Here is a 12,516-nt window from a genome sequence, read left to right as displayed (position 1 = left end):
GGCTTTTTCTTTATGTTTTCAAACTTTCTTCAAAGCTTATTCATCATCTTCTACTAGGGTCATTAGCGATGTATTACCGCCCGATGCCGTAGTATCGATACTGATGGTTTTCTCTGTCATTAAGCGCTGAATTAGGCTGTCGTTATATTCAGCCGTAATTACCGGCAAAATAGCGCCTTTACGTGAAGACAGCATAGCGGTTATACGCGCAGTACGCTCTGTGTTCGAGTCTACCACCACGCCCGATAAGTCTTCGTCCATTAACAGCGTATCTAAGTGAGCTAGACGCGCTACTTGGAACAGCCCTTTTGGTGCCCCCGTTGACTCAAACTTATTCTGAATTTCTACTGCTTCATCGTAGAAAATCTCAGACACCACTGACACCACAGGGTTACCTGTAGATAGCGCAGTTACAATAGACAGTAACCAGTATTCAAAGGTTACTTCTTTATCGGCGAAACACACCAGGATGCCGCGAGGCTCTAGGTAAAGCTTGTTAGATTCACCCGTTGGTCCAGGTAATGTCATTGGCTTAGCAAGCTTGCGTTCAACGCTGGTTAGCTGCTGCCTAGCAGTAGCTAGAGTGCGGTTTAAGTCATCGGCTAGCTCGTCAACAATATCCACTTTCGCTATTTTCGCTAACAGCTGACGTACCATTGAAATACGATCGTTTAGCGCTGTATGACGCCACTGCGACTCAACGGCTTTAGCTTTGTCCATCATGACATGAGCACGCTCGGCAATTTTATCATCACCTACTAGCGCCGAGTCGGTAGCGTCTACGTCGTCGATATGCGAAGGCTTAGGCGTGGCACGTTCCATCATTAGACGCGTCAAGTAGTTCGGGCCACCAGCTTTAGGACCAGTACCTGAAAGGCCACGACCACCGAACGGCTGCACGCCAACAATAGCACCAATCATATTGCGGTTAATGTATACGTTACCTGCGCGGCTTTTCGCAGCAAGTTCGTTCGCGCGCTCTTCAATGCGCGAGTGAATACCCATGGTTAGGCCGTAACCTGTACCGTTTATTTGCTCTAGTACATTTTCAATGTCTTTCGACTTAAAACGCACCATGTGAACAACAGGGCCAAACACCTCTTTTTCTAGCACGTCGATGTTTTCAATTTCATACAGCGTAGGCGCGAAAAATGTACCGTTTTCAAAACCTTCAGGCACGTCATTGCGATACAGCAACTTGGCCTTGCCTTCCATGCATTGCTGATGGTCAGTTAAGGTTTTCAGTGCCTTTTCATCAATAACAGGGCCAACATCGGTAGCAAGCTGAGTGGGGTCGCCGACCGTTAGCTCTTTCATTGCACCAATTAGCATTTCAGTTAAATCGTCGGCAATTTCTTCTTGAACAAACAGCACGCGAAGTGCCGAGCAGCGCTGACCTGCACTTTGGAAACCTGAATGAATAACATCATCAACCACTTGCTCTGGAAGTGCCGTTGAATCAACGATCATACAGTTTTGACCGCCGGTTTCGGCAATCAGTGGGACTTGTTCACCGCCGCGCTCTGCCAATACTTGAGAGATAAGCGTGCCGGTTTGCGTAGAGCCTGTGAACATCACTGCTTTTATGCGCTCATCTGGAAGCAAGGTTTCACCCACTTCTTTACCCGGCGATACAATAAGTTTAAGTGCATCTTCAGGTAAGCCTACCGACTGCATAATTTCTACCGCACGCTGCGCGATAATACTAGTTTGCTCAGCAGGTTTAGCAACCACTGTGTTACCTGTTACCAGTGCAGCAGCAACTTGGCCTAAGAAAATAGCCAGCGGGAAGTTCCACGGGCTAATACAAAGCACAACACCACGCGGTAAAAGACGCTGATCTTCCGCTAGCTCTTCGGCACGTACCGCATAGTAACGGCAGAAATCCACGGCCTCACGCACTTCATCAATACTGTCTTGCGCTACTTTGCCCGCCTCACGCATACAAATAGCAATAAGCTCAGCCATGTGGCGCTCTAATGCATCAGCCGTTCTATTTAATATTTCAGCGCGCTCTTGTACATCGCGCTTAGACCACGCTTCAAAACCCGCTTCAACATCATCAAGGGCCTTACGCATCTGCTCAGGTGTTGCATAGTGATGATAGCCAACAATGTCGTTGTGGTTGGTTGGACTTACCACAGGTGTTGCACCTTCTGGTACTTCGCCTGCTACTTTGTAGTAGTCTTGCCAACGCTCTAGCTCATGCTTAAGCGCCGTTACCGCGTTAGTGTCGGTAAGATCTAAACCGCGAGAATTATCACGCTCTGGCGCATATAACCCTCGTGGCGTTTTAATTTGCTTGTTGTAGCGCACTTTTAAGCGCTGTGTTTTCTCTACAGGATCTTCAAGTAGCGACTCAACCGGCTTTTCATCGTCAACAATGGCGTTTACGAACGATGAGTTAGCACCGTTTTCAAGTAATCGACGCACAAGGTAGGCCAGCAAGTCTTCGTGCTCGCCTACCGGCGCATATACGCGGCACTGAATTTTGTCTTGCGATACCACTTGGTCGTAAAGCGTGTCGCCCATACCATGCAAACACTGGAATTCAAAGCCTTCTTTGTCATCACCCGCAAGCTCAACAATCACCGACGCGGTGTAGGCATTGTGGGTAGCAAACTGCGGGTAAATGGTGTCGCGATATTCAAGCAGGCGGTTAGCACACGCATGGTACGATACGTCGGTAGACGACTTACGTGTAAATACAGGGAATTCCTCAAGACCGCCCTGTTGTGTAAGCTTAATTTCAGTATCCCAGTATGCCCCTTTTACCAAACGCACCATTAAAGGACGTCCTACTTCCAGTGTTAGCTCACGTAGATGCTCGATAACGTGGATAGCACGTTTTTGATAGGCTTGAACCGCCAAGCCGAATCCCGTCCAGCCATTTAAGTCTTCATCGCGAAATACTGCTTCAATAATATCTAGCGATAGCTCCAAACGATCTGCTTCTTCTGCATCAACCGTTAGGCCTATGTCATACTCTTTGGCCATCATACATAGCGCTTTTAAACGTGGCGGAATATCTGCCATTGCGCGCTCGCGGTGTGAGAATTCAAAACGCGGATGAATTGCCGACAGCTTCACTGAAATACCCGGTGAGCGCTTAGGTCCGCGGCCATTTGCCGCTTTACCGATAACTTTAATGGCTTTTACGTATGAGTCGTAGTAGCGGTCGGCGTCGCGCATTGTACGCGCTCCCTCGCCAAGCATATCGTATGAATATACGTAACCTTTCGTCTCTTTGTCTTTAGCACGTTCAACCGCGTCTTCAATGGTTTCGCCCATAACGAACTGACGCCCCATCACACGCATTGCAATGTTCATTGCACGGCGAATAACAGGCTCACCCAAGCGACCAATAGTTTTCTTTAACAAGCCAAACTGTTCTTTTTTGCGCTTGTCGGCATAGTTCACCATGTTGCCGGTAAACAGTAAGCCCCACGCAGACGCATTTACGAATAGCGAGTCTGAATTACCCAAGTGCGGCGTCCACTGCCCTTTCGACAGTTTGTCGCGAATAAGCTCGTCTTGAGTTGCCCTGTCTGGCACACGAAGCAGGGCTTCGGCCAAACACATCAATACAACACCTTCGGCGGTCGATAGTGAATATTCATTTAATAACGCATCAACACCACCGTGTCCTTCTTGCTCGCGGCGAATCTGAAGTACCATTTTGCGCGCACGTTCCCATGCACGACTTCGCGCACGTGGGTTTACCTCGGCAATAGGCAAAATTTGATCAACGGCTACCGACTCGCTAATGCGGTAGTAATCTCTAATGCGCTGACGCAGCGATGATGTTGTATGAAGTGTGTCGTTAATGAGCATTGCAACCCTTTCATAGAAATAGCTGTAATAAAAAAGCGTTCCCGCCGTGATTGATGCGCCACGGTGTCATGGAAGCGGCTAAAAAACAAACGAAGTCGAAACTTCGTAATTTTGCATCAGTCTTCTTTTTAACTTTATACTTTTGGATGAAGATCACGATGACGCCAAATTCGCGCGGATGTTAGCACACAAAAAACTCCTGCCAAGCTCTTACCAGCAAAGTTTTTGCAAACAAGTCTATGCAGGCAGTCCACTCACGTTTACACGATGTCTAAGTGATTTGACGACTGTGAATTTCGCCTATAAAAAGCGGCGACTTACAAGTCTTAATCCATCGTCACCATAGTCACACCAGCCTGATTATGTTCATTCATTGACGCAAGCGCATGTGGTGCCTCTTCAAGCGTAATGGTTGAACCAATTAAATCTTGAGGATTCAATTTTTTAGCCGCAATCATGGCAAACATATCCTCGTAGCGATACGCTTGCATTCCATGGCTACCTATCACTTCTAATTCGTGTGCGACCACAGCGTCCATAGGAATGGGAGGCGCTGATTGCAGAGTGTGACAACGTACTAAGCTGTCACAACACCACCGGTAATGCTGACTTCCTTCTACAAGTGGTAGCTAGAGACCTTGATGACTATAGCCAATTTGTTGATAACGTATTGAGAAAGCTTCCCGGCATATCAGATATCTCTTCGAGTATATCATTGCGTGAATTGAAATCGTCTAGTCGCTTACCGCTTAATACAATAGAGAAAACATAAGATAGGTTGTACACGTTTACACATATTCATCTCTCAATTGGTGTGGACTCAAAAAAAGCGTCTACACTTAATGAAAAATAAGAATCATGTTGAATAGGTATGTGTTTATGTGGTTACGGAACTTCAGCCTTATCCAGAGGTTAGGAATTATCATTGTCCTGATCACTCTGTTATTCGTGGTGCTTACAGGCCTAGTTTTAAATAGGCATTTCGAAGCACTGAAGCATAAGTCTTACGAAGAAAACAAGCACTTGGTAGAGGTTGTACATACCATGCTTGGAAGCTTTGCTGCACGCAGTGACATTGATGAAGAGAGTGCAAAACAACAAGCACTTAACGCAGTAAAAGCACTGCGCTACGACGGTAGTAACTATTTTTGGGTCCAAGATAGAACGCCTTCAATGGTTATGCACCCCCTCAAACCAGCGCTAGATGGACAAGACCTACGCTCGTTTAAAGATGAAAATGGCAAAGCATTATTTGTTGAAATGGCGCAGCAGGTAAAAGCCAACGGTGAAGGCTTTGTCGACTACGTGTGGCCGCTACCTGGAGAGACAAGCCCCACCGACAAAATCTCTTTCGTGAAGGAGTTTAAGCCTTGGGGCTGGACGGTGGGTTCGGGTATATATTTGACCAATTTGGAAAAAGAATACGCCAGCTTACGCAACTTAATTGTGATTTTCAGCGTGGTGAGTATCGTCCTTGTCGTCCTACTAATCTATGTTATCGGCGGTAGCATTGTTAAACCTGTGCAGGAAGTTACCGAGCGTATGAAAGACATTTCGCAAGGTGAGGGTGACCTGACACGGTCATTACCAGAAACGGGACAAGACGAAATTACGCGTCTGGCACGCTACTTCAATCAGTATACCGAGAAAATGCGTCAGTCGTTGTTAGGCATTAGAGAGAACATCAGCTCGCTTAATCAACAGGCTGAGCTGGTTGAAAGGTCAAGCAAAAACAGCAACCAGCAAGCGCAGGACCAAAACGAGAATATGCTGCAAGTGGCTGCTGCCATGGAACAAATGACCACACAAATTAATGAAGTCAGTAACAATGCCGACACAGCGGAAAAAAGTACGGGCAGTGCTAGAGCTAACGTTCAGAACGGTGTGGCTGTAGTAGACGGCACGGTAACAGATATTCGTTCACTTACCTCTGACATTGAAAGCGTAAGTACCGTAGTAACCGAGCTTGCTGCACAAACCGACAGCATTGGGGCAGTATTAGATGTTATTCGGGGTATTGCAGAACAAACTAACCTACTTGCATTAAATGCAGCCATTGAAGCGGCTCGCGCCGGTGAACAAGGAAGAGGCTTTGCCGTAGTGGCAGATGAAGTAAGAACGCTGGCTAGCAGAACCGGGCAAAGTACCGACGAAATTCAAGCCATGATAGAAAAGCTACAAAGTAACGCCAAAGCAGCGGTTGATGCCGTAAAAGTGAGTCAGTCGGCATCGACAAGAACGGTAGACAACGCCATTCAGGCCAATCAAAGCTTACAAGAAGCTGACCGATTAATGACCGAGATTTCAAATAAAAGTAGTGAAATTGCTCGCGCTACCGAGCAGCAAGCGGAGGCCGCGACTGAGGCCAATATGCGTATTAACGCGCTATCCGGCGCCGCAGACAACAGCTTACGAACCGCCGATGAATTAGCGTCGGCAAGTGAAGCGCTGCGTGCTAGCTGTCTTGCCATCATGGATATTGCGAATCGCTTTAAGCTTTAGCATTCATTATTCGCGTTCAACCGACAACAAAGGGGCTGTGGCCCCTTTTTTATTTTCTTTACATAAACTAGCGATTTTGCACGTGGAAGATTGGTATTGAGTGCATTACACTGGCAAAAGTAAAACGTTGCGATTAAGAGTTTCAGATAAACAATGCATACTCAGTGATAAGCATGTGATCTCTCAACGCTTATCACTAAGTAGAAATCAGCTAAGTAACAAATCAGCTAAGTAAAAATGGGTACAAGGAGTGCGACATGAGTAGCGGTTCAGCGGGTAAGTCAATATTAAAGTGGGTAGCAGGCTTTTTTGTGCTGCTCTTTGTTGTGTATTTCGTTTTTGCAAACAGCATCATAAAAGCGGTGCTTGAATCGAAACTTGGTGAGTCCTATGGCGCCGAAGTAAATATAGACGACTTCGACCATACACTCTTCCCTACAACCGTAACCATTACTGGTATTTCGCTAACAAACCCCACTAAACCCTCACACAACCAAGTTTTTGTGGGAACCGCAAATGCTGACGTTGAGCTTGCCCCGCTTTTAAAAGACCAAGTTATTGTAAACAACTTAAACTTGCTTGAAGTGCAGTTTGACACCGAACGCGCGAGCCCGGGGGAAGTATATCGTGTACCAGAACGTTCGCTTTCATTCGATGAAATAAAGGCCAAAGCAAAAGACGCAGTACCTTCGGTAGACGAGCTGTTAGCGCGTAACCCGCTAAAAACCACAGCTGCCGTAGAGCAAGCACGAGCAACTTACGAAACCTACGGTGAAGGTTTAAAAGCAGACTATGAAGCACTGCCTGATAAGTCTCGCATCGACTATTACAAAGCGCAGGTTGAGCAGTTAAAAAATACCGATTTTAAAGATCCTCAAGCCCTTGTTCAGGCTAAATCGGCCTTCGACAAGTTAAAAGAAGAAATGATGGCCGACAAAGCCATGATTAACGATTTTACTGAAAAAGCGTCGACAGCTAAAACAGCATTAAGCGAGAGTGTACAAGCACTTAAAAACGCCCCTAAAGAAGATTATGCGCTATTAAAAGGTGTTATTGCGGGCGACCAGGCTGCCCTATCACAAGTAACCTATTTCGTATTTGGCGATAAAGCAGCCGAATATACCGAATACCTTATGGCAGCGATGCAAATTGTAATGCCACTTATTCAGGGCGAGGAAAAGAGTGAAGCGCCAGCAGACATTCCTTCTATTTTGGTAAAAGAGGCTAATGTATCGGTTCTTTGGCAGAACGAATCGATTACCAGCAAATGGAATAATATCACCAATGTACACGAGGTATTTGGTAATCCAACCACCTTCACCATTGAAGCTGCCGGTAACATGCTTAAAGAATTTACTTCAAGCGGTGAGTTTTGGATTGACAGTAACGGTGTAGACGCAAGCCAAGTATGGCAGTTAGCCGGTGTAAACATGCAGAACATTCCGTTCAGTGGTAATGAAGCATTAAACGCCGTGCTTAAAACCGCATTAATGAAAACCAACGGTTCTATGAAGGTTACCGACAACATGCTGTCTGGCACAGGCGAAGTAGACTTGCAGCAGCTAGTAATGGAAGCCACCGGCACAAGCGATATTACCAGCGCTATCGCTAGCGCTCTACAAACCTTAACCAGCTTAAACATGACTATGCTGCTTGACGGTACGCTGTCTAACCCGGGTTTTAATTTAAAATCGGATTTAGACAACAAGCTTGCAAAAGCGGCTTTAGGCCAGCTTACTGCGTCTCAACAAGATAAGCTTGACGAGCTGAACAGTAAATTAAACAGTATGATTGGCAATCAACAATCTTTACTATCTGGTGAATTAGTTGATGTAAACAGTATGATTAGCGCTGCACAAGGTGACAGTACAGCGTTACAAGAATTGTTAGAAGCACAACTGAACAACGTGGTTGAACAACAGAAAAACAAACTGTTCGACAAATTAAAGAGTAAATTGGGTCAAGGTGAGTAAAGCTCCTTTGACTCAGCGCTGCTTCGCGGCATAATACAGAAGTGCAGAGGCCATGACGTTTTTGCACCTCTTTATTTATGCTTAACCAAAGGTCAGGTGAATCTGTGTTGCAAGGTAAATGGCTTCCCATCGTATTGCTAGTGCTGTTAGGGCTACTGCAGTACCGACTATGGTTCGGCAAAAATAGCATCCCTGATTATTTTAGCCGTCAGCAAGAGGTGCAAACGCAAGCACTTCAAAATGCTAACCTCGCGCAGCGTAACGCATTACTTCAAGCCGATATTAGTGACCTAAAAATTGGTTTAGAAGCTATAGAAGAACGAGCTCGTAACGAGCTTGGACTAATTAAACAGGGTGAAACTTTTTACCGTATTTTACCTGCAGAAACTAAGTGATAACCATGACCACGCCTCGTGTAGTTGCGGTAATACCCGCAGCGGGAGTGGGCAGTCGCATGCAAGCAGACCGCCCAAAGCAATATCTAAGCATTGCAAACAAAACCATTCTTGAACACACCATTGATGCCCTCATTGAGCACCCTCTCATTGACGATGTAATTGTTGCGATAAGCGAGGGCGACGCCTACTTCGACGCGCTTGGATTACGTGCAAAGCCTATAACGGTTGTTAATGGCGGCAGAGAACGTGCAGATAGCGTTTTAAGTGGCATCATGGCCTTAAATGATGACGATTGGGCATTAGTGCATGACGCGGCAAGACCCTGCGTAGACAGTGATGACATTGCCAATTTGATGAAGGTTATGCATGATAGCAGCGTATCAGGCGGTATTCTTGCCACGCCTGTTCGAGACACCATGAAGCGTGCTCATGCCCAAAATCATGCAAATAGCATTGAGAATAGCAGCAGCGCCTACAGCGTTGTTTCACACACAGAAGACAGAGAAAACCTGTGGCACGCGCTAACCCCACAGCTTTTTCCAGCAACACTACTTAAAGCAGCTTTACAACAAGGTATTGAGCAGGGTTTACCCATTACCGATGAAGCGTCTGCCATGGAATTTGCAGGGCATTGCGTAGCAATGATTAACGGCAGTCCGGCAAATATAAAAGTAACCCACCCTGCCGACCTACCCCTTGCTGAATTTTACTTACAGCAACGATTAGCTACTGCTACAAAAAACACTACACATAACACTGACAATTTAGAAAACGCACAAACACAAAAGGCACACACGTAATGCGAATAGGACATGGATTCGACGTACACAAGTTTGGCGGCGACGGCCCCATTGTTATTGGTGGCGTAAGCATTGATTACGAACAAGGCTTGGTTGCACATTCCGACGGCGATGTTCTGTTACATGCACTATGCGACGCGCTATTAGGTGCAGCGGCATTGGGCGATATAGGCAAGCACTTCCCAGACACTGACGATGCTTATGCGGGAGCAGATAGCCGCGTACTGTTGCGCCATGTTATTAACGTGGTAAAGCAAAAAGGCTATAAGCTGAGTAATGCTGATATGACGATTGTGGCGCAAGCCCCTAAAATGGCAGCACATATTCAGGCCATGCGCGATATTATTGCCGAAGACTGTGACGTTGAGGTGGACGATATTAACGTAAAAGCCACAACCACAGAAAAACTGGGCTATACCGGACGTAAAGAAGGTATTGCCGCTCATGCTGTTGTACTACTGGAAAAGCTATGAAGCCATTAAACACTGATCACTGGGAGTATTACTACGCCAAGCCGGTATCTACCGGAATTTTTAAGTTTCAAGCCGACGATTTTCAAGTGGTGGAAGACTTAGGTTACGAGCCTTGTGGTGAAGGTGAGCATCAATTTATTTTTGTGGAAAAAACCAATAACAATACCGCATTTGTTGCCGAGCAAATTGCGCGTTTTGTTAAACTTCCACTTAGACAAGTTACCTACGCGGGTAGAAAAGACAAGTACGCCGTTACGCAACAGTGGTTTGGCATACATGCCCCAGGTAAACCCGATTTCGATTTCAGTACCTTTGAATTAGAAGGCGTACGCGTATTAAAGCAAGTACGTCACAATAAAAAACTGCGCACGGGTCAGCTTAAAGGCAATCACTTTACCATTACACTGCGTCAGGTTATGCACCCTGAAGCCATTGAAGAGCGCTTAGAAGAAATAGCGCAACACGGTGTACCTAACTACTACGGTGAGCAGCGCTTCGGTGTAATGCGCCTTAACGAAATGGGTGAAGTGCAGCGCGGCGGCAACTTAATGATGGCCGAGCGTATGGTAAATGGTGAAACCATTAGACATCGCAATAAACGCTCTATGGCTATGTCTGCGCTGCGAAGCTGGCTGTTTAATGAAATGTTGTCTACTCGTTTGCAAAAAACTCAGTTTAATACCGTGCTGTCTGGCGACGCCATGGTGCTCTCGGGCTCAAATAGCTTTTTTATAGCTAACAATGACGACAGTACCAGTTTGCATGACGTGCAGCACCGCTACGACAACAAAGACGTTTGTCCTTCTGCACCGCTATGGGGTAAAGGTACGCTTGCTACCCAGGCTGACGCTTTAGCGCTAGAGCGAGAAGTAGCTGCCAACAGTACTGAAGTTATCGACTTTTTAAGTCAGTGTGGCTTTGAGCAAGAGCGTCGGGCAATAAAAATTTGGCCATCTGAGCTTGAATGGCAAAGTAAGGGTGATACATTTACTATCTCGTTCGCGTTGCCCACAGGATGCTTTGCAACGTCAGTATTGCGTGAATGCGTAGAAACCTTATCGCCTATTAATAGAGTGTAAACCGCTCTACATAAGTAATACAGAAAGGCATATAAGGGCATTTTATTTCGTGTTGCTAGCTGTGGCGCCCACTTTCATGCTATAGCTAGTGCTGCGTATTATTTGATTATCATAATTAATCAGAATACTTGCAGACCGCAGCTATGATGCGCGGCGGCAATACATCTTCAATTTTAGTAAAAGCGTGGCTCGCAATTTTATTTTTCGCGTGGCTGTAAATAAGAATAAAGGAAAGTACGCAACATCATGAGAGCTTCTAGAAAAGGAGACGCGTTAGCACAACTGCTTTATGACGAAGGAATACGTTCACAAGCGGTTTTAAACGCCATTGCGGGTACGCCTAGAGAAGGCTTCTTACCTGATACGTTAAAACATAAAGCTTATCAAAATACGGCATTGCCTATTGGTCAGGGCCAAACCATTTCGCAGCCTTATATTGTGGCGAAAATGACCGAGCTTCTTTTAGATAGCCCCAATAAACCAGAAAAGGTGTTGGAGATAGGCACGGGTTCTGGTTATCAAACCGCTATTCTTGCGCAACTCTTTTCAAAAGTGTTTAGCGTAGAGCGCATAAAATCGCTGCAGTTTCAGGCTAAGCGCCGAATGAACCAGTTAGATCTTCACAATATTGCCATGAAACACGGCGATGGTTGGAAAGGCTGGGAGTCGAAAGGGCCGTATGACGCCATTATCGTTACTGCAGCGGCAGCCACGCTGCCTCAAGACTTGTGCGATCAATTAAAAGAAGGCGGCCGACTGATTATTCCCGTAGGCAACGAGCAGCAGTCTTTACTGTGTATAGACAGAGTAGAGGGTGAACTTAAAACATCAACCATTGAGTCTGTGAGGTTTGTGCCTCTTGTTGCAGGAGAGATAATGTGAGGTTGTTCGAGTCATGCTACGACATGGCACTTCGTTGGGCGAAGCACCGCCACGCCACAAAATATTTAAGCGGACTAAGCTTTTCTGAGTCTGTATTCTTTCCTATACCCCCTGACGTTATGCTTGCGCCAATGGCACTGTCTCAGCCCGAAAAGGCGTGGCGACTAGCCTTTATTACTACACTGGCTTCTATACTAGGGGGTGTTGCAGGGTATTGTTTGGGTTACTTTACATTTGATGCATGGCTTGCTCCTATCATTGCCGAATGGGGCTATGGTGACAAAATTGCAAAAGCCATCGAGTGGTTTGAAACCTACGGCGTATGGGTGGTGTTTTTGGCCGGTTTCTCTCCAATTCCATACAAAATATTTACCGTAAGTGCGGGCTTCTTACAAATGGCCCTGCTTCCATTTCTTTTAGCTTCAGCCATTGGCCGCGGCGCACGTTTCTTTCTTGTTGCAGGCCTTATGCGATGGGGTGGTGCTGCTATGGAGCAGAAACTACGGCAGTACGTTGAAATCATTGGCTGGTCTGTCGTGGTTTTGGCTTTCATAGCCTATCTACTATTGCGGTAA

At 46.1% G+C, this 12,516-nt stretch carries 11 protein-coding genes; 9 read left to right on the top strand and 2 right to left on the bottom strand.

The genetic code is table 11. From position 1 onward, the window contains the following. Positions 1 to 36 precede the first annotated feature (36 nt). Together putA and ACGHAV_RS11760 are read right to left on the bottom strand one after the other, a co-directional pair. Positions 37 to 3,834, bottom strand: coding sequence for a bifunctional proline dehydrogenase/L-glutamate gamma-semialdehyde dehydrogenase PutA (putA, locus tag ACGHAV_RS11765; protein WP_390380751.1), 3,798 nt, complete (start codon positions 3,832 to 3,834; stop codon positions 37 to 39). Between the two features lie 326 nt (positions 3,835 to 4,160). Beyond that, positions 4,161 to 4,373, bottom strand: coding sequence for a hypothetical protein (locus tag ACGHAV_RS11760; RefSeq protein WP_390380749.1), 213 nt, complete (start codon positions 4,371 to 4,373; stop codon positions 4,161 to 4,163). A 14-nt stretch (positions 4,374 to 4,387) separates the two neighbouring features. Here ACGHAV_RS11760 and ACGHAV_RS11755 point away from each other — a divergent pair, with 14 nt between their 5' ends. The 9 genes from ACGHAV_RS11755 to ACGHAV_RS11715 all read left to right on the top strand — a co-directional run bounded on the left by ACGHAV_RS11755 (position 4,388) and on the right by ACGHAV_RS11715 (position 12,516). Beyond that, entirely contained in the window at positions 4,388 to 4,606 is a 219-nt protein-coding gene (locus ACGHAV_RS11755) for an Lrp/AsnC ligand binding domain-containing protein (RefSeq protein ID WP_390381263.1), read from the top strand. Between the two features lie 107 nt (positions 4,607 to 4,713). Further along, positions 4,714 to 6,336, top strand: coding sequence for a methyl-accepting chemotaxis protein (locus ACGHAV_RS11750; RefSeq protein WP_390380746.1), 1,623 nt, complete (start codon positions 4,714 to 4,716; stop codon positions 6,334 to 6,336). A 257-nt stretch (positions 6,337 to 6,593) separates the two neighbouring features. After that, complete coding sequence (locus tag ACGHAV_RS11745; RefSeq protein ID WP_390380743.1) at positions 6,594 to 8,309, top strand: TIGR03545 family protein; 1,716 nt, start codon at positions 6,594 to 6,596, stop codon at positions 8,307 to 8,309. Positions 8,310 to 8,413: 104 nt separating this feature from the next. Continuing rightward, the gene (gene ftsB, locus ACGHAV_RS11740; RefSeq protein WP_390380740.1) at positions 8,414 to 8,704 is read left to right on the top strand and encodes a cell division protein FtsB; all 291 of its coding nucleotides are present in this window, start codon (positions 8,414 to 8,416) and stop codon (positions 8,702 to 8,704) included. 5 nt (positions 8,705 to 8,709) lie between these two features. Continuing rightward, complete coding sequence (gene ispD / locus ACGHAV_RS11735; RefSeq protein ID WP_390380737.1) at positions 8,710 to 9,507, top strand: 2-C-methyl-D-erythritol 4-phosphate cytidylyltransferase; 798 nt, start codon at positions 8,710 to 8,712, stop codon at positions 9,505 to 9,507. Beyond that, positions 9,507 to 9,980 carry a 2-C-methyl-D-erythritol 2,4-cyclodiphosphate synthase gene (ispF, locus tag ACGHAV_RS11730; protein ID WP_390380734.1) on the top strand — a complete coding sequence of 158 codons (474 nt, stop codon included), beginning with the start codon at positions 9,507 to 9,509 and terminating at the stop codon, positions 9,978 to 9,980. Before ispD ends, ispF begins: the two co-directional genes overlap by 1 nt. Beyond that, positions 9,977 to 11,059, top strand: coding sequence for a tRNA pseudouridine(13) synthase TruD (gene truD / locus ACGHAV_RS11725; protein WP_390380731.1), 1,083 nt, complete (start codon positions 9,977 to 9,979; stop codon positions 11,057 to 11,059). The genes ispF and truD overlap by 4 nt, the downstream gene beginning before the upstream one ends. A gap of 246 nt (positions 11,060 to 11,305) precedes the next feature. After that, positions 11,306 to 11,941 (top strand): protein-L-isoaspartate(D-aspartate) O-methyltransferase, encoded by a 636-nt coding sequence (locus tag ACGHAV_RS11720; RefSeq protein ID WP_334015289.1) that lies wholly within the window; start codon positions 11,306 to 11,308, stop codon positions 11,939 to 11,941. After that, positions 11,938 to 12,516, top strand: a complete 579-nt coding sequence (locus ACGHAV_RS11715; protein WP_390380728.1) for a YqaA family protein — start codon at positions 11,938 to 11,940, stop codon at positions 12,514 to 12,516. The genes ACGHAV_RS11720 and ACGHAV_RS11715 overlap by 4 nt, the downstream gene beginning before the upstream one ends.

Source organism: Alteromonas sp. MTD1, from assembly GCF_042848195.1.
In the GTDB taxonomy this organism is placed as follows: domain Bacteria; phylum Pseudomonadota; class Gammaproteobacteria; order Enterobacterales; family Alteromonadaceae; genus Alteromonas.
The sequence above is the reverse complement of the archived record's forward strand: the minus strand, read 5'-3'. Positions and strand labels throughout refer to the sequence as shown.

Excerpts from the sequence above, each read along its gene's own strand:
- putA (WP_390380751.1), bottom strand. The coding sequence starts at position 3,834 with ATGCTCATTAACGACACACTTCATACAACATCATCGCTGCGTCAGCGC.
- ACGHAV_RS11760 (WP_390380749.1), bottom strand. The coding sequence starts at position 4,373 with ATGGACGCTGTGGTCGCACACGAATTAGAAGTGATAGGTAGCCATGGA.
- ACGHAV_RS11750 (WP_390380746.1), top strand. The coding sequence starts at position 4,714 with ATGTGGTTACGGAACTTCAGCCTTATCCAGAGGTTAGGAATTATCATT.
- ACGHAV_RS11745 (WP_390380743.1), top strand. The coding sequence starts at position 6,594 with ATGAGTAGCGGTTCAGCGGGTAAGTCAATATTAAAGTGGGTAGCAGGC.
- ispD (WP_390380737.1), top strand. The coding sequence starts at position 8,710 with ATGACCACGCCTCGTGTAGTTGCGGTAATACCCGCAGCGGGAGTGGGC.
- ispF (WP_390380734.1), top strand. The coding sequence starts at position 9,507 with ATGCGAATAGGACATGGATTCGACGTACACAAGTTTGGCGGCGACGGC.
- truD (WP_390380731.1), top strand. The coding sequence starts at position 9,977 with ATGAAGCCATTAAACACTGATCACTGGGAGTATTACTACGCCAAGCCG.
- ACGHAV_RS11720 (WP_334015289.1), top strand. The coding sequence starts at position 11,306 with ATGAGAGCTTCTAGAAAAGGAGACGCGTTAGCACAACTGCTTTATGAC.